This is a genomic window from Shewanella indica (assembly GCF_033842865.1).
Taxonomy (GTDB): domain Bacteria; phylum Pseudomonadota; class Gammaproteobacteria; order Enterobacterales; family Shewanellaceae; genus Shewanella; species Shewanella indica.
Window position 1 is genome coordinate 2,500,519 of sequence record NZ_JAWXXR010000001.1, and the last position, 22,484, is coordinate 2,523,002.

Consider the following 22,484-nt stretch of genomic DNA (forward strand, 5'->3'; position numbering starts at 1 on the left):
TGACCGTCGAAAACAGGGCCGAATTTTGTTCCCGACAAATTCGGCATTTCCTACGTCCTTGTAGGTCAGATGTTTTTGTCGAGGCTACATGGACGTATTTACAACAACATCCCTGTTTAACGGCCAGCTCGTCATCCATGACTCGCGCTCGAAAGCATGTTGCTATGCAACTCTCGCCACGTCATAGGATCGCCTGTGCGAAAGGCGCACCGCAGGTGATTGGCGGCTGCTTAGCCAGAAGCTAAGACCTAGTTTATTGGAAATAAAACATAAAAAATGGACACCCAGCATCATAAAAAATGGACACCCAGCATTAAGGACATAAAAAATGGACACCCAGCATTAATGGCGCGCTAGTTAGTCTCCGACTATGCTTTGTTTAAGCATTTAACAAGGAGGTTATTATGCCGCGCCCTCGCCGAACTCAAATCAGCCTTGAAGATACGCCCTACTACCACTGTTGCAGCCGCGTGGTGCGGCGAGCCTTTCTGTGTGGTGATGATGCCTACTCGGGTAAGAATTATGACCACCGCCGTGGTTGGGTGGAATCGTTATTGTTTGAACTGGAAGCTGTTTTTGCCATTGATGTGGCGGCATTCGCCATCATGAGTAATCATCTGCATCTGGTGTTGCATATCGATATAGAGACAGCAAACCGATGGACAGACAGAGAAGTGCTTGAGCAATGGCACAAGCTGTTCAAAGGTGATGAGTTGACCCGCAAATTCACCCAGGGTGAGCTGATTGAAGCGCATGAAGTTCCCAGGCTGAAGCATACTATTGCGATTTATCGCAGCAGGTTATGTGACATCAGTTGGTTCATGCGTTGTCTCAACGAACCGATAGCGCGTCAAGCCAATCAGGAAGATAACTGTACCGGCCGATTCTGGGAAGGAAGATTTAAATCACAAGCCTTACTGGATGAAGCCGCGGTGTTAACCTGCATGGCCTACGTTGACCTCAATCCCATCAGAGCCAAGATGGCCGATACGCCTGAGCAGTCGGAACATACCAGCATTCGGCTACGTATTCAGGCAGCATTGAAATGCGAACAACCCGCCAGGTTACTGCCCTTTATCGGAAATGAATGCGATAACCAGCGCAGTGGTATTGCGTTTGGGCTCAAGGATTATCTTGAATTGGTGGATGATACTGGGCGTTGTATTCGCAATGATAAACGTGGCGCGATAAGTGAAAAGAGTACCAAGCTACTGACGCAGTTGAATATCCCTCATGAGAACTGGCTCAAGCTTACCACTGAATTTGGAAGACTATTTCATGGACCGGTAGGCACCTTGCAAGAGCTCAGCTGTTACTGCGAACATTTGGAGAAGCGACGACGGCATTTTGCAACCAGTTGCCAGTACTTTCAAACGGCTTGAACCCCACTCTATCTCAACCGCAGTCATTGAAATCCCCTGAACCATGGGTGGGGCTTGCACGGCTCAAATCTCGCATTTTTGCGTGAAATCGGTTCGATTTCATCAAACCTCTGCAACTCACGGATATCTTTCTACCTCCGGGTGCTCAAATCCCCTAGCGGTGCTTGAACGCAGACTGAAAGAAGATTAAGTTATTGTTTTACAGTGGGTGGCTTGATTTTTGCCCATCAGAGCCAAGATGGCCGATACGCCTGAGCAGTCGGCACATACCAGCATTCAGCTACGTATTCAGGCAGCATTGAAATGCGAACAACCCGCCAGGTTACTGCCCTTTATCGGTAATGAATGCGATAACCAGCCCAGTGGTATTACGTTTGGGCTCAAGGATTATCTTGAATTGGTGGATGATACCGGGCGCTGTATTCGCAATGATAAACGTGGCGCGATAGGTGAAAAGAGTGCCAAGCTACTGACGCGGTTGAATATCCCTCATGAGAACTGGCTCAAGCTTACCACTGAATTTGGAAGACTATTTCGTGGACCGGTAGGCACCTTGCAAGAGCTCAGCTGTTACTGCGAACATTTGGAGAAGCGACGACGGCATTTTGCAACCAGTTGCCAGTACTTTCAAACGGCTTGAACCCCACTCTATCTCAACCGCAGTCATTGAAATCCCCTGAACCATGGGTGGGGCTTGCACGGCTCAAATCTCGCATTTTTGCGTGAAATCGGTTCGATTTCATCAAACCTCTGCAACTCACGGATATCTTTCTACCTCCGGGTGCTCAAATCCCCTAGCGGTGCTTGAACGCAGACCGAAAGAAGATTAAGTTATTGTTTTAAAGTGGGTGGCTTGATTTTTCTTGATTTTTCTTCTCCACGGGTAAGCCAATTAATGCCTTTTTTGAACAATTATATTGGCTGTATTATTTCATTCCGTTACTTTGCCTATGTTTAACAGTTGCATTTGGTTTAAAAAGTTATGCTTCATATCGTAACCAAAAAGGCATATAACAATGCGCCGCACTGGACAAACCGGTGATCGCGGTTTTATTTTTCAAGGAAGATATTATGAGAGTTTGGCTCCTCGCTTTTTTAAGCCTCCTGTTACTAGGTTGCTCTTCGACCAATAAAACTACCTATCAACCTGTTTGTTTTCAATCCGTAGAACAAGCAATAAACATTGGTGAATCTCTTATATCCGCGGGATATTTTGAAAAAGTAAGTTACTGGGTTAACGGAGACCCCAGCATACCTGTTCGTGGGTTGGGTTTGGAATGGGATGGATTCGAACATTCAAAGTATTGTCCCAGCGGAGGATATCCTGTCCTCATCTCTTACCTGGATAAAGATGAACTTGGGAATTCTGAAATAGTAATTAAATGGGCTCAAATAGTTTTTAAAAATATGCTTAAGGAACGAGGCATTGAAACATAACAAGTGACTGCGGCATTCCGTCAATAGGTATTTCGCTAATTGTGATAGCTTTCGCCCCATTCGGGTTCGATTTTTCATCATGGTATTGAGCATAACCAACAACTTTCGCATATAGGCTATCAACGCTACTTAGGGCAGCGGTTATTTCCCGAGGAGGGATTGGTACAATTCTGCAAGAATAGTGTTGCTTGAAGTTGCTTATATTCCCGCAGACATACACCTATTTTCCAGGCGCAGGCGGAACTGTGACCTTCCGAGCCAGGGATGGCGAGGCAGAGCTTACCACCGCATTTGTTCCAGACAAATGTCGGCATACACTCCATCTAAGGAGATAAGGGACGTACTCGAACAACGTCCCTGTTTAACGGCCAGCTCACCATCCCTGGCTCGCGCTCGAAAGCATGTTGCTATGCAACTCTCGCCATGTCACAGGATCGCCTGTGCGAAAAGCGCACCGCAGGTGATTGGCCGCTGCTTAACCACGTTATCTGCGCCAACGGCTGTCGGCGACACCGAGGGGGGATTAGTGCAATACTGTTAGTCCTGAGTAGCTGAAGTGTTCGCAGACATGCACCTCATTTCTAGGCACAGGCGGAACTGTGACTGTCGAAAACAGGGCCGAATTTTGTTCCAGACAAATTAGGCATTTCCTACGTCCTTGTAGGTCAGACGTTTTCGTCGAGCGCCCAAGGATGGGGAATGAATGTACTATTCCCAATCTCAACTTCTGGGTAAAAACAGGGTGAAGCGGGCGCCGCCCAGGGGAGATTGATCTATTTGCCACTGGCCTTGGTAGCTCTGCAGCAGATCTTTGACTATCGCCAGTCCTATACCATGACCTTGTTGGTAGTTATCGGCTCTGACACCGCGCTCGAACAGCTGGTTTTTTTGCTGCTCAGTAATGCCCGGGCCATCGTCTTCGATGCAGAGGTTCAGCCCTTTTTCGCTAACCCAGGTTTTGAGGGCGACCTTGCTATTTGCTGCCTTGCAGGCGTTATCCAATAGATTGCCGAGGAGTTCGGCCAGGTCGGCTTCATCACCGTAAAACAGGGCATTTGTTGCCAGCTCAGCCTCAAACTCCAGCGCCTTGTCCGCATAAATCTTGCCAAGGGTTCGCAGCAGTTTGTCGGCCACGGTTTTACTGTTCACCCCTTGGTGCCAAGCGCCGCTGCCGGCACTTTGGGCTCGCTTCAACTGGTGGCCTATGCTGGCGTTGATTTGGCTGATGGGCTCTTGGGCATCGCTCGGCAAAGACTTGAGGCTTTGCAGTACCGCCAGCGGTGTTTTCAGGCTATGGGCCAGATCCGACAAGGCGTTGCGATAACGCTGGCGTTGGCGCTGTTCGTTGCTTATCAGGGCATTGAGCTGGGTCGCGACCTGTTGCAGCTCCTTGGGATAGTCGCTGCCGAGATGTTGCCGTTTGCCTTGCTCTACCGCTTCGAGCTCGGCGCGAAAGCGCGCCAGTGGTTTGAGTGTCCACCAGAGCCAGCCACCTTGTACCAGTAACAGGAACAGCATCAATAGTCCCAGGTATTGCCAGAGCTGGCGGCTGAAGGCGCCTTGGGTTTGCTCAAAGCCGGTCTGATCTTTGATGATGTGTACGGTAAAGGGAATATCCCGGCCATTATTCGAGGCCGAGGCAAAGCTGGCGCTGAAGCTGTAATTGAAGTGGGGTTTGCCCAGGAGAAGCATTTCGCCAAAGCGGCCTTCACCGAGTGGTGGGCTTGGAAGCTTGCCCGGAGGCGGCATACCGATAAAGGAAGGCGAATGCCATACCAGTTTGCCTTGGCTGCTGACCAAGGCGTAGAGCCCGGATTGATCTATGTTGAACTGTTTGTCTTGTAATTGATCCGGCAGAACCAGTTCGCCCTGTTCCACTTCTGCCAATGCCAATACTCCATAAAGGGCGGCGCTGAGTTCATCTTTTACCGCGTGGGTCAATTGGGCACGAAAGGCATCGCTCAGGGTCACGCCGATAAGCGGCAAGAGCACCAGATTCAACAGCAGGGCGCTGATCACCAACCGGCCCTTGAGTGAACCGGGCAGCAGCCTTGCAGGCAAGGGCTTCATCAGGGGTTATCTCTGACAGGAAGCGTATTAAGGCGATAACCCTGACCACGCAGGGTTTCAATAAGCCCAAGCGTGCCCTCGGGATCCAGCTTCTTGCGCAAACGGCGAATAAATACCTCAATCACATTGGAGTCGAGATCAAAGTCCTGATCATAGATATGCTCGATAAGCAGACTCTTGGAAGTGACTTCGCCCTGATGCAGCATCAGATACTCGAGCAATTTGTATTCGGAGGCGCTGAGGCTGACGCTGTGTTTGCCGAGTCTCACTTCACCGCTGCTGGTATTCAGGGTGACAGGGCCACTTTGCAGCAAGGGGCTGGCCTTACCGGCGCTGCGGCGGATTAAAGCCTTGATCCTGGCGGTGAGCTCCATGGGGTGGAAGGGTTTGGTGAGGTAGTCATCACCGCCGGCATCCAGGCCTTCCACCTTGTCTTGCCAGCCATCTCTGGCGGTGAGGATCAGCACAGGGTAATCCAGTCCCTTGGCGCGCATCTGTTCAATCAGTGCTATGCCGCTGAGTTTGGGCAGGCCGATATCGATAATGGCGGCATCATAGGGATACTCCGCCGCCAGAAACAGCCCTTCTTCGCCGTCTGATGCCGTATCCAGATTGAAACCTGCCTCTTGCAGATGCTGTTTTAAGTTGGCCTGTAAGGCGGCATCATCTTCTACCAATAACAGTCGCATAAGCTATTTCCTGTCAGTTTGCCTGCAGGCGGCCGCTGCGGGCATCCACAGAGACATAGACAATTCGGCCACTGTCCTGCAGCAGTTTGACCCGATACCCCGGGTTGCCGTTGACCTTCACAGACTGCACCCTGAGTACCTTACCGCCATAAGCCTGCTTCACCAGTCTGGCGGCTTCATCGCCGCTGCGGACTTTCAGCTTGGCCTCCTGGGCCTGAGTCGTTCGTTCCGGCTTGGCAAAGGGGCCAGCATGCAGGGGCTGAGCGAAAGCCAGCGACAGCAATAGCATGCTTGCCGCGATAATTCCGCTTGAGTGATAAGCTTGATGCTTGATTTTACTGCCCCTTTTCATGGTTTTGCCCTTTTGGAAACGCTTGGCCCAGTGTAAAAGATCCCCGCGGTGGATGAAATAGCCAGCCGGGCCTTCACTCTCTATCTGTCCTTCACCCCCGGTTTTCGCTCAGGCCCGGTCAGTTGTACTCCTTCCAAGATGAACATCGGCTGACAGAAACCGTTCATCTCATGTTCACCCAGGCTGACTTTTAATAATGCTAAGGAAGGTGCGAATAAGTCCTCGTGGCCTTCTCTTTTGTAGAGAGTGGCTTGCACAGCAATTGGCGCTCAAGGCATCTGACTGAAGGCATGCCGGGGCCTGTCGAAGTCGGATAACGCAGAGAGCCGGTTGCTGTGAAAGCCCCGAAGGGCGTGGCTTACAGACCTGCCTGCTATGTTGTGCTTCTTGCAAAGGACTAGGGCCATTTGCTGCGAACCACGCCTTGCATCCAGGCCTGGAAGCCGACGCAGAGCACACATGGGACTTGTTCGCACCTTCCCTAAACCCGAATAAGCGCGGGATGCGCCCTGTGGAGAAGCACTATGAAATTATTATCTTACACTGTATTTAGCCTGTCGCTGTTTTTGGCTCTGTTTGGGGCTCTGCCTGCTGCCTATGCCAAGGAGCCTGTCGGCGGACAAGTCTCCATCGGCCAAAAAGCGCAGCAACCGAGCGATGAACAGGATAGCTCAGGCGCGAAGCTACGGGCGGCACAACACAGGCAGTTGCTCAAGCAACTGCAGCAGGAGTGGCAATCTACCGGAGCTCAGGTTTCCGGTGAGCGCATGACCCGCGAGCAGATGATTGCCAATAAACAGAAACTGCCCAAGATCCAAGCCGCGCCGCAGCGGATGGTCTCCACTACTGCCCACAGCTATTACCATGAGTTCAGCTTTTATGAGGCGGCCAGCTACCTTTATGATGATTATGACTCTGATGGCTTTTATCGCAGCTTTGCGGTGCGCTTCGATGCCGATGTTTACGGTAATGATCCGGCCGAGTCTGTGCCCGTTTATGCCGAGCTTTATCTGAGCCGCAACGGCGGTGACTGGGAGCATTACTACAGCACTGAGGTGTTCTACATTCAGGGAGACAGTACCCAGGATGACTTTGAAGTGCTCACCACGTTAGAGAGCGGCTACCCCAGCGATCACTATGATGTGCTGATCGACCTCTATGAACCCGGTTACAGTGACATAGTGGCAACCATAAGTTCTTATGAAAGCAATAGCCTCTATGCCTTGCCGCTGGAGAGTCGCGAATGGGACAGAGATGATGGCGCGACTGTGATAGTCGATGCCGGCGGCAGCCTGTCAGTGCTGGCGCTCGCGAGTCTGGTACTGCTTGGCGGCTTGCGTTACAGACGCGGCCAAGTTGCCGCATGAAATCACAAAATTTAACTACACAGGCCGGGGTCTCTCCCGGCCTGTTTCTTTCCAGGTTCCCAACGGGGGCCGGAATGGGTCAACAAGGTTTACTCTTGTTGGCCTTTTATTTAGAGGCTTGCAGGATCACAAACTTACCATTGGAGGCTATGGTCTTGCAGTTGCCAAACAGGCGCTTGAGCTTGATGTGGTAGCCCAGGTGACGGTTGCCGACCACATGCAGTATGCCGCCGTTCACCAGACGCCGTCTGGCATCGAGGAACATCTGCCAGGCAATATGATCTGTGATGGCCTCTCCCTGATGAAACGGCGGGTTACAGAGCACCAGATCCGGTGCGACGCCGGCGCTCAAATGACTCAGACAGTCATCCCAATAGAAGTGGCCGCGTTCGGCTTCAAAGCCATTGCCCTGCCAGTTGAGCCGGGCACTTTCCACGGCCATCTCTGAGTCATCGACAAAGTGAATGCTCGCCTCGGGATAACGTTTGGCCGCCGCCAGCCCCAAAACGCCATTGCCGCAGCCCAGGTCCACCACAGAGCTAAACTCACCTTCGGGGAGGTTGGCCAACATCAAACGGGCGCCGATATCCAGTTTGCCGGCGGCAAATACATTGCTGAGATTACAGATGTTGAGGCCGAATTCGCCAAGGGGCCACTCGCTGGGGGCAGGCAATTCGCGTGCCTGGCCATCGGCAAAAGCGGTAATCACCCGGGTCTTTTTCCATGCCAGACTGGCGCTGGCCTGGCCCAGATGTTTGCCAATCAGGGCCAACAAGGCTTGATTGATGGATTTGGCCTTGGCGCCAATCAATACCCGGGTACCGGCGGGAAGCATATTGGCCAGCATGGTCAGCTGCCAGGCAAAAAAGTTGAGGTTCTTGGGCAGCTTCAGCAATATGGTATCGGGTACACAAGCAGGCATTTCCCGACTGTTTAGCCAGTGAATGTCGGCATCGCTGAGATGGTTTTTCTCAAGATTCTGTCGAGCGCCAAGGTGGGAAGTGCGGGCATCCGAGCTCCAGTGAATCTTTGCATCTGGGTAACGTCGGCGAATGGCGCACAGCAGGGCTCCAAAGCTGTCGTTGATAATAAGCACAGATTGAGGCGCCTCTTCCTCGGCGAGCTGTTTGAGCAGGTGTTCATCGGCGGCATCCCAGGCCTGGAGGTTGGATTCCTGCTCTTCGGGATAGCGGTGCAGAGTGAGCTGAATATCAGCGGCTGAGAACTGGCTAGTCATATAACTGGGCTTAAAGGACGAATTTGCGCGGATTATCGCAAATACTGGCGCTCAAGGCGATATTTGCGAAAGTCTGCCTTGGTCATTATGTAATAAAGAAGGCTTAAGCCGGGCAATAAGCCACAGAGAAGCAATGCCATGAAGTTCAAAGGTGAGTTCAAATATGAGTTCAAAAGAGATACAGCAGTCGCTGTTTGCGCTTGAGCCTGGGTCATCTGCTGAGTCGGTAACAGGCGTGCAGCGGTTTGAGCAGCCGCCTATGTTGCTGGTGCGCGGTTATCTCAATCCAGCCCAGCAGGATGCCATTTGGCGCGAGGCGGAGCATTATCCCCTGACTCGCCCCGAGCTTGAAATATTCGGTAAGCGTCACGCCATTCCCCGTACTCAGGTGTGGTTTGGCGATCCCGGCTGTGATTATCGCTACTCAGGGTTATTGGTCAGGGCGCTTCCCTGGCCCAAATATCTGTTACGGCTAAGGCAAAAGCTGGATCGGGACTGGCAGCTTGACAGCAACGGCGTGCTGGTAAACCGTTATGCCGATGGCCACGACGCCATGGGTTGGCACTGCGACGATGAACCTGAGCTGGCTGAGGGGGCCGATATCGCTTCAATCAGTCTGGGCGCCGGGCGCGATTTTGATTTGAGACACAAGCAAAGCGGCGAGAAGCTGCGGCTCAGGCTTAACTCGGGCGATCTCTTGTTGATGCGCTGGCCGATGCAGCAGGAGTGGCAACATGCATTGCCAAGAAGGCTGAAACTCACAGAGCCCAGGCTCAATCTCACCTATCGGCGGCTCAAATTGGGTTTTCATCCCCCTGGTGGTTGAAAATTGTCGGATTGATCTTTGTTCGCCGACGCAGTAACCTGCCGCCAATCCCAACAGTTTATATCAGGTTTTACCATGTCCGTTGCCCAGACCATAGAGCAGAAGTTGCACCTCGCCCTGACGCCGAGTCATATAGAAGTCATCAACGAGAGCCACAATCACCATGTGCCGCCTAATTCAGAGACGCACTTCAAGGTGATCATTGTCAGTGAAGCCTTTGATGGCAAGCGTCTGCTGGCTCGCCATAGAGAAGTGAATCAGGCATTGGCGGAAGAACTGGCCAATGGCGTGCACGCTCTGTCCATGCACACTTATACTCAGGCCGAATGGGATGCCCAAAGCGCCGTGCCTGAGTCGCCCAAGTGCCGAGGTTAAAAGTCCTAGCTTGATAAACCGCCTCCAGGGGCTGCATTTGTGTTTTGGCGCTGTAATAATAGCGCTTTGAGACGCGAAACCATATAACAGTGCAAGCCTGCTTGCCATCCAAGGGAGAATACCCATGCCATTGTTAGACAGCTTTACCGTGGACCATACCAAGATGGAGGCACCGGCAGTGCGGGTGGCCAAGACCATGAGCACACCAAAGGGCGATACCATTACGGTATTTGACCTGCGTTTTTGCGCGCCCAACAAGGATATTCTCAGCGAGCGTGGCATTCATACTCTGGAACACCTGTTTGCCGGCTTTATGCGCGATCACCTCAATGGTGACGGAGTGGAGATCATAGATATTTCACCCATGGGTTGCCGCACCGGCTTTTACATGAGCCTTATCGGGACACCGGCAGAAGGCCGGGTTGCCGATGCCTGGTTGGCAGCCATGGAAGATGTGCTCAAGGTACAAGATCAAAAGGCTATTCCCGAGCTGAACGAATACCAGTGCGGTACCTATCAGATGCATTCTCTGGAGCAGGCGCAGGATATTGCCCGCAATATTATTGCCGCCGGTGTCAGCGTTAACCGTAACGACGATCTCAAGTTGAGTGAGGAACTGCTGAAGCAGCTCTAATCCCGCCCGGCTTACCTCGCTCAATCAAGCGGCTTGATATTTACTCAAGTCGCTTTTTTTTATTCGCAAATCAGTTAGTTTACAAAAATATAACATTAAATATGCGGTAACTGCTGATAGGGGATTGGGATATGAGTCAGAGGCGTGGCTTGCTTAAGGTGAGTGCAGTGGCCGTTTTGGTGAGCGGGAGTTTGGCCGGGCAGTGGGCGCGTGCTTCCGAAGCTTTGGCTGCTGACCATCCGGCTTTTGAGCCCGCAGCAATCAATGCCATGTACTATGACTCGGCCGAGCGGCAATTGACTGCCGGTGGCGAGCTTATCCCAACCCTGCCTGGCAGTTTCAGTATCCGCGGCGCCGGTGGCAGCGGCCATTCCGGAATAGCGATTATCGAAGACAGGGTCAATCTGGCGCCGGCACCTTATTCTGCACCTTATTTGTGGCAACTGCCGGATCCCGATACCCTGGTTGCCAGCAGGGCCAATGCCGCCGGTAGCTTGTTCTATGGCGGTAGCGGCAGTTTTGGCGTTTTGGAAACCCAAAGCCTGGGGTTGCAGGAATCTCCGGGCAAGAGCGTGCGGCTTCAAGGCAATGAAGATAAAGGTTGGGGCGCCGAGGGCCGCGGCCTGATTGATGCCGATGATTATAAGGTGTTGCTGCAGGCGAGCCACAGGCGCCAGCAACCCTGGCAGGAGCCGAGAAGCGCCGAGCAGGGGCAAGACGACAGCCAGACCAAGGTCCTTTTCAAGATAGCGGCCAACAGCTTGCCGGGTGCCCGCAGTCGGCAACATACTGAATTCAAGTATCAGTATTCACAGCTGCGGCAGTTTTTGCCGGGAATGGGGCTGACGGCTGCCGATTGGCAACTGAACCCTGAACTGGTGTATGGCGCTGCCACGCAGGATAGACTCAAGAACCGCAGTCACAGATATCAGCTGTCACACCGCGTTGAGCCTAGCGCCGGCTCTCGAGTGTTTACCGAGCTTTACTACCATAGCCATCACAGCTCGCAGTTGCAGATGAGTTTTGCCGATGGCGCCTTTATTCAAGGTGACGTGCTTGAGCAACTGGCGGCCTTGGATGCCGATGCTATCGGCGCGGTTTCATTGGTCGACTTTCGCCGTGATGATGACTTCGAGGCTATGGGGATCCAGACTCAGGCCATTACTCAGTATGGTCGCCACAAGGTGAGTTACAGTGCCCGCTGGCACAGAGACAAGGCCGAGCAGGCCCCCGGCCTGGGGAGTTGGTTATGGCAGGATGGACTGCTGAGTGATACCGCGCAGAGTCTGAGTATCAGGATTGATGACAAGGCCAGTGTCTGGAGCTCGGCGGTGACGGCTGAGCTCAACTGGTCGGCCGTGACTCTGGAGCTCGGCGTCGGCTATGAAGATGTCAGCTTGGAGCGCAGCAGCGAAACCGTGCCGCTTTCAGCCGCGGATTTCTCCGAAAGTGAATGGTTACCCACGGCCAAGCTCAGTTGGCGCGGGGAGGCACTGAGCCTGTTCATCAGTGCCGGCAGGGCCTGGGCGGCGGCGAGCCCCGGCAACCAGGGGCAACGCTCCCAGCAAGCCTGGCAATATGAACTCGGTGGCCGCTTTGAGTCAGGTAGGCTGAAAAGTGCACTGAGCCTGTACCAGCGAGACTTCGACAATCTGCATTTTGACTGCACCGCAAGTAGCTTCTGCGACCCTGCGCTGCGCCTCAATCAATACAATCTCGGAGAAGTAGATGTTAAAGGCGCCGAACTGGCGCTCGATTACCGGCTGGACTCAGGCAGTGTCAATTGGCCCATGGGGCTCAAGTATCATTATACCCAAGCCAAGGCGCAGCATTCGGGTTGCCTTATGCTGAGTGGACCTTGCCTGATGGTCGATGAGCAGTTGCCTTGGTTGCCTGAGCATGCCTTGAGTCTTCATGCCGGTCTGGAGTGGGGCGGCTTTAAGGCCAGAGCTCAGGGTATATATCGTTCAGAAGTGGCAAGCCTTACCCCTCAGGTGACGGCTAAGGACAGCATGCAGCTGGATCTGCTGCTGAGTTATGACTTCAACTCAAAACATCAGCTCTATTTTCGCGCCGAGGATCTGCTCGATGACGCTAGTCCGTTACGTGAAGATGACAGTGGTTTGTTGGCAAGTGTTGGTCGACGTTTACAGCTGGGCTATCGAATGAAATTTTGAAGCAGAGCCTCCCCGGTAAAGCTGTGAAGATGAAATAAGTATTTTCGACTATTTAGTCGATTATTTCTTTAAAAATTAAAGGTATAAATTTATGAGTCAGGACAAAATCCTGCCTTTTGCCTGCTTATCGCTATCTCTGCTTAACTCGTTTGGCTCAATTCTCTCTTGGTCACTTTGAAAGCAGGTTAAAACACTACAATTTTCGTGGCGATAGCGTTTCAATTGGGGTAAAATGCGCGCGACCAGCGTGATTGCGATCGCATTTCTGTGATAAATCTGCGCTAGCTCAACGCTCGATTTTTTTGTGTGAGAGTCGGGGGTTAGCAGGAACGCGGCGCATTGTCTTTCCTTCAAAACGTAGTGCATGTGGATATGATTACAATTAAGAAAGGATTGGATTTGCCTATAGCAGGCGGACCAAAGCAAGTTATCCATGATGGCCCAGCCATTAAACACGTAGCTACTTTGGGTGAAGAGTATATTGGCTTACGTCCAACGATGAAGATCAAAGTGGGCGATAAAGTGCAAAAAGGTCAGGTGATTTTTGAGGATAAAAAGAATCCTGGCGTTAAATATACGGCTTTGGCCAGTGGCACAATATTAGAAATCAACCGCGGCGCCAAACGTGTTCTGCAGTCGGTCGTCATAGACATAGAAGGGGACGACGCCGTCTCTTTTGCCAAGTATGATGCCCAGGCTCTGGATACTCTGGAACCGCAGCAGGTTCGCGATAATCTGATTGAATCAGGTATGTGGACCGCATTGCGCACCCGTCCTTTCAGTAAGGTGCCGGCAGTGGATGCGACAGCAGCGGCTATCTTCGTGACAGCCATGGACACCCAGCCACTGGCGGGCGATCCTCAAGTTGTTATCGCTGAGCATAAAGACGATTTCGTCAACGGCCTGAAAGTACTGGCCCGACTGACAGACAAAGTCTTCGTCTGTAAAGCACCAGGAGCAGACATTCCAGCGGCTAATGCCCAAGTGGAAGAGTTTGCTGGCCCCCATCCAGCGGGTCTGCCTGGGACTCATATCCACTTCTTGATGCCTGCCTCTGCCCGTCGCAGCGTATGGTACCTGGGTTACCAGGATGTCATTGCGATCGGTCAGCTGTTTACCACAGGTGAACTGAACAACCAGCGCGTAGTGGCCATCACTGGCCCCAAAGCCAAGAACCCTCGCTTAGTGCGCACTCTGCTGGGTGCCAGCACACAAGCCCTGACCCAAGACGAAGCCGATGGCCAAGTTCGGGTTATCTCAGGTTCTGTGCTTAACGGCCGTACTGCAATAGGTCCTCATGCTTATATGGGACGCTACTTTCAGCAGTTGACCCTGATTGAAGAGGGTACTGAGAAAGAGTTCTTCGGTTGGGTGATGCCTGGATCCGATAAATACTCTATTACCCGTGCTTTCCTGGGCCACTTGAGTCCTTCCCGACTGTTCAATATGACCAGCAGTACCGGTGGTTCCGAGCGGGCCATGGTGCCTATTGGCAACTATGAGCGGGTGATGCCTCTGGATATTCTGCCCACTATGTTGCTGCGCGATCTTATCTCTGGTGATACCGATGGCGCCGTGGCATTGGGTGCGCTGGAGCTGGATGAGGAAGACCTGGCACTGTGTACTTTCGTATGTCCCGGTAAGTATGACTATGGTTCATACCTGCGTGACTGCTTGGAGACCGTCGAGAGGGAAGGCTTATGAGCTTGAAAGATTTTCTTGAGCGTATTGAACCGCAATTTGAAAAGGGCGGTAAATACGAGAAGTGGTATGCGCTCTATGAAGCCGCAGCGACCATTTTTTACACCCCGGGTAAAGTGAACAAGGGCAAGACCCACGTACGCGATAACCTGGATCTGAAACGCATGATGATTACTGTCTGGGCCTGTACTTTCCCCGCCATGTTTGTCGGGATGTACAACGTGGGTCTACAGGCGCAAATCGCCCTGGCCGCTGGCTTCGGTACTCCCGATGTTTGGCAGGTGGGTCTGTTTGAGCTCTTCGGTACTCAGCTGACAGCCGATTCCGGCTGGGCCACCTTGATGTGGTATGGCGCCTGTTTCTTCCTGCCTATATATGCAGTGACCTTCGCGGTCGGTGGTATTTGGGAAGTGCTGTTCGCCTCGGTTCGTGGTCATGAAGTCAACGAGGGTTTCTTCGTAACCTCTGTGCTGTTTGCCTTGACCTTGCCGGCGACTATCCCATTGTGGATGGTGGCACTGGGTATCACCTTTGGTGTGGTTGTGGCCAAGGAAGTGTTCGGTGGTACCGGACGTAACTTCCTCAACCCAGCACTGGCCGGTCGTGCCTTCCTGTTCTTTGCCTATCCGTTGAATATGTCCGGTGACACTTCTTGGGTGGTTGCCGACGGTTTCTCCGGCGCTACCGCGCTGAGTCAAGCGGCTTCAGGTACTCTGGACTACGCCTTCAACCAGAACTGGTGGGACGCCTTCTTTGGCTTTATTCCTGGTTCTGTCGGTGAAGTTTCTACCCTGGCTATCCTGCTCGGTGGTCTGGTTATCATCTATACCCGTATCGCTTCCTGGCGCATTGTCGGCGGCGTGATGGTCGGTATGATTGCCGTCTCTCTGTTGCTGAACCTGGTCGGTTCTGAAACCAACCATATGTTTGCCATGCCTTGGTACTGGCACCTGGTTCTGGGTGGCTTTGCCTTCGGTATGATGTTTATGGCCACTGACCCAGTGTCGGCTTCCTTCACCAACCAGGCCAAATGGGCTTACGGTATCCTGATAGGTGCCATGGCAGTATTTATCCGTGTCATCAACCCTGCATTCCCTGAGGGCATGATGCTGGCGATTCTGTTTGCCAACCTGTTTGCGCCACTGTTTGACCATTTTGTAGTCCAGGCAAACATCAAGCGGAGGATTGCTCGTGGCTAGTAATAAGGATTCGTTCGGAAGAACGCTATTTGTTGTCGTTGGCCTGTGTCTTGTCTGCTCGATTTTCGTATCGACCGCAGCGGTACTGCTCAAGCCAACCCAGCAGGAAAACAAGCTGCTGGATAAGCAGAAGTTTATTCTGGAAGCCGCCAATCTGATCGATACCAAATCCGGCAAGGTCAGCAAAGATGTGGTTTTGGAAACTTACAAGAAGTATGTTGAAGCCAAGGTTATCGAGCTGAAAACCGGTGACGAAGTCACAGATATCAACGGCGATACCTATGATCAACAGAAAGCCTCTCGTGATCCTGCCACCTCTGTGGTGCCTGAGCATGACATTGCTTCGGTTAAGCGGATTGCCAAAAACGCCGTGGTTTATCTGGTGCGTGATGATGCCGGTAAAGTGACCAGCGTTATCCTGCCGGTTCATGGCTATGGCCTGTGGTCAACCATGTACGCCTTCCTGGCTTTGGAACCTGACATGAACACCATCCAGAACCTGGTTTATTACAACCAAGGGGAAACCCCGGGACTGGGCGGTGAAGTTGAAAATCCAAGCTGGAAAGCCAAATGGCAGGGTAAGAAGCTATTTGACGAGCAGGGTAACATAGCTATTACTGTGACCAAAAACCCCGCCGTTGCCGAGTCAGCTCATGGTGTTGATGCCTTGTCTGGTGCAACCCTGACCAGTAATGGTGTTCAGCACTCGCTGACATTCTGGCTGGGCGAGGAAGGTTTTGCTCGCTTTATTGAAAAAGCACGCAATGGAGGATTGAGCTAATGGCCGATAGTAAAGAACTCAAACAGGTTCTCACCGGACCTATAGTCAGCAATAACCCTATTGCGCTGCAGATCCTCGGGGTGTGTAGTGCCCTGGCGGTAACCAGTAAGCTGGAAACCGCATTGGTTATGACCATAGCACTGACGGCGGTAACCGCGTTTTCCAACCTGTTTATCTCCATCATACGTAACCATATTCCTGCCAGTGTGCGGATTATCGTGCAGATGACCATTATTGCTTCGTTGGTAATCGTGGTGGATCAGGTGTTGCAGGCATACGCTTATGACATCGCCAAGCAGCTGTCGGTATTCGTTGGTTTGATTATTACCAACTGTATCGTGATGGGTCGCGCCGAGGCCTATGCGATGAAGACCCCGCCGCTGATGAGCTTTATGGATGGTATAGGTAATGGCCTGGGTTATGGTCTGGTACTGATGAGCGTAGGTTTTGTCCGTGAACTCTTTGGTAACGGTTCGCTGTTTGGCGTCGAGATACTTTCCAAAGTATCAGACGGTGGCTGGTATCAGCCCAACGGCCTGTTACTGCTGCCGCCAAGTGCCTTCTTCCTGATCGGTATTCTGATTTGGATAATCCGCACTTATAAGCCAGAGCAAGTAGAAGCAAAAGGGTAAGCGCGATGGAACATTATATCAGTTTGTTAATTCGCTCTGTTTTCATCGAAAACATGGCACTGGCCTTCTTCCTGGGGATGTGTACCTTCTTGGCAGTTTCCAAGAAAGTGAAGACGGCCATGGGGCTTGGGGTTGCGGTTATCGTGGTGCTGACCATTTCAGTACCTGTTAACCAGATAATCTATCAAGGTATTCTGGCTCCTGGCGCACTGGCTTGGGCAGGTGTACCGGATGCCGATCTGAGCTTCCTTAAGTTCATTACCTTTATCGGTGTTATCGCAGCCTTGGTTCAGATCCTGGAAATGGCTCTGGATAAGTACTTCCCGCCACTCTACAACGCCTTGGGGATCTTCCTGCCGCTGATCACAGTAAACTGTGCGATTTTCGGTGCGGTATCTTTCATGGTTGAACGTGACTACAACCTGGGTGAGAGCCTGGTGTTCGGTTTCGGTTCCGGTTTTGGCTGGGCATTAGCTATCGTCCTGTTGGCCGGTATCCGTGAGAAGCTGAAGTATGCTGATGTGCCTAATGGTCTGCGTGGTCTGGGTATTACCTTTATCACTGCAGGTCTGATGGCCTTAGGTTTCATGTCGTTCTCTGGTGTGTCCCTTTAAGGGGCACCAAGCGGCTTCCGAAATTGAACCTCTAAGGATAAGTTAATGGATATTCTTGGTATTTTTAAGTCTACTCCGCTCGAGGTTTACCTCGGTGTGAGTATGTTTACCGCGATAGTTCTGATCCTGGTACTGGTGATCCTGTTCGCCAAATCCAAGTTGGTCTCCAGCGGTGATATTACTATTGGCATCAACGGTGACCCAGACAAGGCGATTACCACTGCTGCCGGTGGCAAGTTGCTGGGCGTTTTGGCCAACAACGGTATTTTCGTGTCATCTGCTTGTGGTGGCGGTGGCTCTTGTGGTCAGTGTCGTGTCAACGTTAAGTCCGGTGGCGGTGATATTCTGCCAACCGAACTGGATCACATCAGCAAGGGTGATGCCCGTAAGGGTTGCCGTCTGTCTTGTCAGGTTAACGTCAAGTCAGATATGGAAATTGAGCTGGACGAAGAGATCTTCGGCATCAAGAAGTGGGAATGTACTGTTATCTCCAACGATAACAAGGCAACCTTCATTAAAGAGCTCAAGCTGCAGATCCCTGATGGCGAGTCTGTACCTTTCCGTGCAGGTGGTTATATTCAGATTGAAGCCCCTGCTCACCATGTGAAGTATAAAGACTTCGATATTCCAGCAGAGTATCGTGGTGACTGGGAACACTTTGGTTTCTTCAACCTGGAATCCAAGGTTGATGAAGAAACCATTCGTGCATACTCTATGGCCAACTATCCGGAAGAGTTCGGTATTATCATGCTGAACGTGCGGATTGCCACGCCTCCACCACGGAATTTGAGTCTGCCTTGTGGTAAGATGTCGTCTTACATCTGGAGTCTCAAGCCAGGTGATAAAGTCACTATCTCCGGCCCATTCGGTGAGTTCTTTGCCAAAGATACCGATGCTGAAATGGTCTTTATCGGCGGTGGTGCAGGTATGGCGCCTATGCGTTCTCATATCTTCGACCAGCTCAAGCGTCTTAAGTCCAAGCGTAAGATGAGCTTCTGGTACGGTGCTCGTTCCAAGCGCGAAATGTTCTATGTTGAAGATTTCGATGGCCTGGCGGCAGAGAATGATAACTTTGTCTGGCATGTGGCCCTGTCCGATCCTCAGCCTGAGGACAATTGGGATGGCTACACTGGCTTCATTCACAACGTGCTCTATGAGAACTACCTCAAGTCGCACGAAGCCCCTGAAGATTGCGAGTTCTACATGTGTGGACCTCCAATGATGAACGCAGCGGTAATTGCTATGCTGAAAGATCTTGGCGTTGAAGATGAAAATATCCTCTTGGATGACTTCGGTGGCTAAGCATTAGTTCATTCCCTGGCACTGCCTTTGGGCAGTGCCAGTTTGTAAGGGAAATTCATAGTATGCAGTTCAAGACCGCTAAGTTTACAACGCTGGCAAATTGGCTGGTCCTCATAGGATTGGCCTTTTTTGTTTCTGGGTGCAGTAGTCAGGATGATGTGATTGCACTCTCCGGCAGCACCATGGGCACCACTTATCACATTAAGGTGGTCAACAGTGAGCGCTTGCCGGATGCTCAGTTGTTACAGGCTGAAATCGATATGGCGCTGGAGCAGGTGAACGACCAGATGTCGACCTACAGGCCCGACTCCGAGCTTTCACGTTTCAATCAGCTCAAGCCAGGCCAAAGCCAGGCCGTTTCCGCCGATACCATTACCAATATTCGTGAAGGAATTAGACTATATCAGCTCACCGACGGCGCGCTCGATATTACCCTGGGACCCTTGGTCAACCTGTGGGGGTTTGGCCCGGATAAGCGGCCTTTGGAAGTGCCTTCTGCCGAGCAGATAGCCAACGCCAAGGCAAGAATGGGCATAGATGCCATTCAAATAGAAGGGGACCGGCTCAGCAAGACTCAGTCCAGCGTCTATGTGGACTTGTCATCCATAGCCAAAGGGTTTGGGGTCGATAAAGTGGCTCATTTGCTGGATAAGTATCAGCCCAAAGGTTATCTGGTGGAGATTGGCGGTGAGATCAGCGTCAAGGGAAGCAAAGGCGATGGCAAACCCTGGCGGGTGGCGATAGAGCAGCCGGCGGATAATGGCCTGGCCGTGCAACAGGTGATAGAGCCGGGCACCATGGCCATGGCGACCTCGGGTGATTATCGCAACTACTATGAGGAAGACGGACAGCGCTTTACTCATATTATTGACCCCCGCAGCGGCTTTCCGGTAGAGCACAGACTGGCCTCTGTCACAGTGTTGCACCCTCAGTGTATGACGGCCGATGGTTTCGCCACTGCCATGATGGTGATGGGCACAGAAGCCTCACTGGCCCTGGCCGAAAAGGAAAAGCTGGCCATCATGCTGATTGAAAAACAGGACGAAGGGTTTAAGGTATACTATAGCTCTGCGTTTAAAGCCTTCGTTGACTAGAGTAATTGGAGCCTTTATGAGTACTTTTATTGCAGCCTTTGTGATACTGCTGGCATTTTTCCTGCTGATGTCTGTGGGCTATTTAATCAAGCGCAAGGCGGTGCAGGGTAGCTGTGGTGGCCTCGGGGTCTTGGGCATAGAAAAAGCCTGTGATTGTGATGAGCCATGTGATAAACGCAAGGCCCGTGAAGCGGCAGAAGAAGCCCGGCGCGAGCGTTTAACCAAAGATAGAATTATTTGAAAAAGGGCCTCTTCGGATGCCTTTTCTTCGTCCATCGTTCTCGTCAATTTCTCTTGTACTACACTCTGTGGCATGGACAAGCGCTCTGTAGAGGAGATATGCCGATGAACCGGGAACCGGAAGCTATTCTCGATTCTGTGGTACAACTGACCGAGCAGCGGCAGTTGGATTCGCTGGCCGAGAGCCTGGTGTCCACTGTATCGCAAATGCTCAGTATAGATGAGGTGTGTATCCTGGATGTGGATAAGCTGACCAAGCGTAAAGGGGGCCTGGATGGCCAGCGCAATGTCAGTAGCGCCAGCTTGGCGGTGTCGGTCAAACTCTGTATTGAACAACGAAGGGAGATCTGTTTTTCCAACGGTTTGCATCAGGAGTTGGCCGTTCCTATTATCATCAATGACAAACTCACCAAGGTGCTCTTGGTCAGCGCGCCTTTATTGACTGAGCAAGACAGGGTTCTACTCAGAGGTTTCGCCAAGGTCTATGAGAACTATTTTCACATAGTGGTGGAGAGTGAAACCGACAGCCTGACCAATTTATTAAACCGCAAGGCCTTTTTGCCACAGCTTTATAGCTCGGTGGAGATTGCCTGCGACCTCCTGCAGGAGCAAGCGCAGGCAAGTCAGGATGCCGACGAGGAGCTCAAGTTGTGGATCTGCATCTTCGATATAGATTACTTCAAAAAAATCAACGATACCTTTGGTCACCTCTATGGCGATGAAGTCTTGTTGCAGGTTTCGGCGCTGATGAAACAGGTGTTCAGTGCTCAGGATCTTATGTTCCGTTTCGGCGGTGATGAGTTTGTTATCTTGCCGGCGCCGCGCAGCCGCAGGGCACTTATCGAATTGTGTCAGGAGTTCACCCAGAATTTGGCTCAATTGCAGCAGGAGCGTTTAGGCGGGATCCGCATCTCTATGGGCATTGTGGGAATCGATCCCCGGGTTGATCCCGGCACCTTGCTCAATCAGGCTGACAATGCACTGTATTTTGTTAAAGGCAATGGCCGTAACCAAGTAGCGTTTTATGGGCAACTGCTGGCGGAAGGCAAGCTCGAAGGACCACAAATTGAGGATGATATTGAGCTTTTTTAATCACTTGAACACAAAGTTTTCTTGCTAATCATAGTCAAAATGATAATGGTTGCCTTTTGTAAGTTGGTGAAATTAAAGGTTAATTTGTAATGCCTCCTACTTTAGGCTAGGCTGGGAAAACTTGACTTGGATCAAGTTTAATCAAAGCTAAAGGACGAGACAATGAAAGGTCATCCCAAAGTGGTTTCCCAGCTCAACAAGGTGTTGACCTGTGAGCTGACAGCCATCAATCAGTACTTCCTTCATGCCCGCATGTTCAAGAACTGGGGCCTGGAAGGACTCAACCATAAAGCCTACAAGAAATCGATTCAGGATATGAAACACGCCGACAAGCTTATCGAGCGGGTGTTGTTTCTCGAAGGTCTGCCCAACTTGCAACAGCTGGACAAGCTGCGCATAGGTGAACACAGCGAAGAGATGCTGGCCTGTGACAAACAGATGCTGGAAGAACAACTGACAGTGCTGCGTGATGCCATTGCCTTGTGTGAGGCTGAGCGTGATTATGTCAGTCGCGATATCCTTGAGGATCTGCTGGAAGATGAAGAGGAACATCTGGATTGGCTGGAAGCTCAGTTTGAGCTGATAGGCCTGACCGGACTGGCTAACTATCTGCAATCACAGATTGAGACAGAATAAGGAGACAGATATGAAAGGCCATCAGCAAGTCATAGATGTGCTCAATAAGCTGCTGACCGGGGAGCTGTCGGCAATGGATCAGTATTTCGTACATGCCCATATGTATGAAGACTGGGGGCTGAATGAGCTCTATGAGCGAATTAAACATGAGTCGGATGATGAAAGAGAGCATGCCGCCAAGTTGATTGCGCGGATCCTGTTTCTGGAAGGCACTCCGGATGTTGCCAGTCGCGACGCTCTCACCATAGGCAAGAATGTGCAGGAGATGCTCCACAACGACTTGCAATATGAATACAAGGTTGCTGCCAACCTGAGAGAAGCCATTACCTTGTGTGAGCAACTCAAGGACTATCAGAGCCGGGAGTTATTGGAGCTATTACTGGAAGAAACCGAAGACGACCACATGTATTGGCTGGAGAAACAGCTGGGCCTTATTGGCAAGGTTGGGCTACAGAATTACATCCAGTCCAAGATGTAACGGTATCAAAGCCACTACGACAAGAGCCGCTATTGCGGCTCTTTTGCTATCTGATGTTGCATTGAACCTGAATTAAATTGAATGCACTTAAGTTGGGCAATAAGGCACTGAATTACTTCGGTTTGGTGCAGTGGATTGTTTACATAGAAAATTATATTGTTTCTTGCCA

22 protein-coding genes and 1 pseudogene are annotated in these 22,484 nt (G+C 51.6%); 19 read left to right on the top strand and 4 right to left on the bottom strand.

Annotated features, from left to right (window positions below; translation table 11 throughout):
* Positions 1–404 precede the first annotated feature (404 nt).
* The 3 genes and pseudogenes from SIL79_RS11310 (at position 405) to SIL79_RS11320 (ending at position 2,819) form a co-directional block, all read left to right on the top strand.
* Positions 405–1,382 (top strand): transposase, encoded by a 978-nt coding sequence (locus SIL79_RS11310; RefSeq protein ID WP_233962559.1) that lies wholly within the window; start codon positions 405–407, stop codon positions 1,380–1,382.
* A gap of 223 nt (positions 1,383–1,605) precedes the next feature.
* Positions 1,606–2,022: pseudogene (locus SIL79_RS11315) on the top strand (transposase); the annotation flags it as partial.
* A 431-nt stretch (positions 2,023–2,453) separates the two neighbouring features.
* Positions 2,454–2,819, top strand: coding sequence for a hypothetical protein (locus SIL79_RS11320; protein ID WP_144361797.1), 366 nt, complete (start codon positions 2,454–2,456; stop codon positions 2,817–2,819).
* Positions 2,820–3,539: 720 nt separating this feature from the next.
* Here the strand turns inward: SIL79_RS11320 and SIL79_RS11325 are convergent.
* From SIL79_RS11325 to SIL79_RS11335, 3 genes are read right to left on the bottom strand one after another with little or no spacing between them, the layout of a single operon-like run.
* Complete coding sequence (locus SIL79_RS11325; RefSeq protein ID WP_162206770.1) at positions 3,540–4,889, bottom strand: ATP-binding protein; 1,350 nt, start codon at positions 4,887–4,889, stop codon at positions 3,540–3,542.
* On the bottom strand, positions 4,889–5,578 hold the full coding sequence (locus tag SIL79_RS11330) for a response regulator transcription factor (protein ID WP_101095255.1): 690 nt from the start codon (positions 5,576–5,578) through the stop codon (positions 4,889–4,891). Before SIL79_RS11330 ends, SIL79_RS11325 begins: the two co-directional genes overlap by 1 nt.
* A 13-nt stretch (positions 5,579–5,591) precedes the next feature.
* A complete protein-coding gene (locus SIL79_RS11335) occupies positions 5,592–5,930 on the bottom strand; it encodes a PepSY domain-containing protein (protein WP_233962558.1) in 339 nt (112 codons plus the stop codon).
* A 524-nt stretch (positions 5,931–6,454) separates the two neighbouring features.
* Between SIL79_RS11335 and SIL79_RS11340 the strand changes: the two genes are divergently transcribed.
* Positions 6,455–7,297, top strand: a complete 843-nt coding sequence (locus SIL79_RS11340) for a choice-of-anchor H family protein (protein ID WP_319619292.1) — start codon at positions 6,455–6,457, stop codon at positions 7,295–7,297.
* A gap of 106 nt (positions 7,298–7,403) precedes the next feature.
* Here SIL79_RS11340 and SIL79_RS11345 read toward each other — a convergent pair whose 3' ends face one another.
* A complete protein-coding gene (locus tag SIL79_RS11345) occupies positions 7,404–8,534 on the bottom strand; it encodes a methyltransferase (RefSeq protein ID WP_319619293.1) in 1,131 nt (376 codons plus the stop codon).
* Positions 8,535–8,697: 163 nt separating this feature from the next.
* On the opposite strand from SIL79_RS11345, the gene SIL79_RS11350 reads away from it, so the two are divergent.
* From SIL79_RS11350 to bfr (SIL79_RS11420), 15 genes are all read left to right on the top strand, one after another.
* On the top strand, positions 8,698–9,360 hold the full coding sequence (locus SIL79_RS11350; RefSeq protein WP_144361801.1) for an alpha-ketoglutarate-dependent dioxygenase AlkB family protein: 663 nt from the start codon (positions 8,698–8,700) through the stop codon (positions 9,358–9,360).
* A 75-nt stretch (positions 9,361–9,435) separates the two neighbouring features.
* A complete protein-coding gene (locus SIL79_RS11355; RefSeq protein ID WP_039033687.1) occupies positions 9,436–9,735 on the top strand; it encodes a BolA family protein in 300 nt (99 codons plus the stop codon).
* 124 nt (positions 9,736–9,859) lie between these two features.
* Positions 9,860–10,369 (top strand): S-ribosylhomocysteine lyase, encoded by a 510-nt coding sequence (gene luxS / locus SIL79_RS11360; protein WP_025011876.1) that lies wholly within the window; start codon positions 9,860–9,862, stop codon positions 10,367–10,369.
* A 131-nt stretch (positions 10,370–10,500) separates the two neighbouring features.
* The gene (locus SIL79_RS11365) at positions 10,501–12,546 is read left to right on the top strand and encodes a TonB-dependent receptor (protein ID WP_144361802.1); all 2,046 of its coding nucleotides are present in this window, start codon (positions 10,501–10,503) and stop codon (positions 12,544–12,546) included.
* 372 nt (positions 12,547–12,918) lie between these two features.
* Positions 12,919–14,250, top strand: coding sequence for a Na(+)-translocating NADH-quinone reductase subunit A (locus tag SIL79_RS11370; protein WP_039033688.1), 1,332 nt, complete (start codon positions 12,919–12,921; stop codon positions 14,248–14,250).
* A complete protein-coding gene (locus SIL79_RS11375) occupies positions 14,247–15,446 on the top strand; it encodes an NADH:ubiquinone reductase (Na(+)-transporting) subunit B (RefSeq protein ID WP_039033611.1) in 1,200 nt (399 codons plus the stop codon). The genes SIL79_RS11370 and SIL79_RS11375 overlap by 4 nt, the downstream gene beginning before the upstream one ends.
* Positions 15,439–16,227: a Na(+)-translocating NADH-quinone reductase subunit C gene (locus tag SIL79_RS11380; RefSeq protein ID WP_039033612.1), complete on the top strand. Its 789-nt coding sequence runs from the start codon at positions 15,439–15,441 to the stop codon at positions 16,225–16,227. The genes SIL79_RS11375 and SIL79_RS11380 overlap by 8 nt, the downstream gene beginning before the upstream one ends.
* Positions 16,227–16,859 (top strand): NADH:ubiquinone reductase (Na(+)-transporting) subunit D, encoded by a 633-nt coding sequence (locus tag SIL79_RS11385; RefSeq protein ID WP_039033613.1) that lies wholly within the window; start codon positions 16,227–16,229, stop codon positions 16,857–16,859. Before SIL79_RS11380 ends, SIL79_RS11385 begins: the two co-directional genes overlap by 1 nt.
* A 5-nt stretch (positions 16,860–16,864) precedes the next feature.
* The gene (gene nqrE, locus SIL79_RS11390) at positions 16,865–17,473 is read left to right on the top strand and encodes an NADH:ubiquinone reductase (Na(+)-transporting) subunit E (RefSeq protein WP_039033614.1); all 609 of its coding nucleotides are present in this window, start codon (positions 16,865–16,867) and stop codon (positions 17,471–17,473) included.
* Between the two features lie 45 nt (positions 17,474–17,518).
* A complete protein-coding gene (gene nqrF, locus SIL79_RS11395) occupies positions 17,519–18,775 on the top strand; it encodes an NADH:ubiquinone reductase (Na(+)-transporting) subunit F (RefSeq protein ID WP_039033615.1) in 1,257 nt (418 codons plus the stop codon).
* 62 nt (positions 18,776–18,837) lie between these two features.
* Positions 18,838–19,869, top strand: coding sequence for an FAD:protein FMN transferase (locus tag SIL79_RS11400; protein WP_071475608.1), 1,032 nt, complete (start codon positions 18,838–18,840; stop codon positions 19,867–19,869).
* A 16-nt stretch (positions 19,870–19,885) separates the two neighbouring features.
* On the top strand, positions 19,886–20,110 hold the full coding sequence (gene nqrM / locus SIL79_RS11405; RefSeq protein WP_025011868.1) for a (Na+)-NQR maturation NqrM: 225 nt from the start codon (positions 19,886–19,888) through the stop codon (positions 20,108–20,110).
* Positions 20,111–20,214: 104 nt separating this feature from the next.
* Complete coding sequence (locus SIL79_RS11410) at positions 20,215–21,201, top strand: GGDEF domain-containing protein (protein ID WP_039033617.1); 987 nt, start codon at positions 20,215–20,217, stop codon at positions 21,199–21,201.
* Positions 21,202–21,363: 162 nt separating this feature from the next.
* A complete protein-coding gene (gene bfr, locus SIL79_RS11415; protein WP_039033618.1) occupies positions 21,364–21,837 on the top strand; it encodes a bacterioferritin in 474 nt (157 codons plus the stop codon).
* A 10-nt stretch (positions 21,838–21,847) separates the two neighbouring features.
* Complete coding sequence (bfr, locus tag SIL79_RS11420) at positions 21,848–22,315, top strand: bacterioferritin (RefSeq protein WP_039033619.1); 468 nt, start codon at positions 21,848–21,850, stop codon at positions 22,313–22,315.
* The last annotated feature ends 169 nt before the right edge of the window (positions 22,316–22,484 follow it).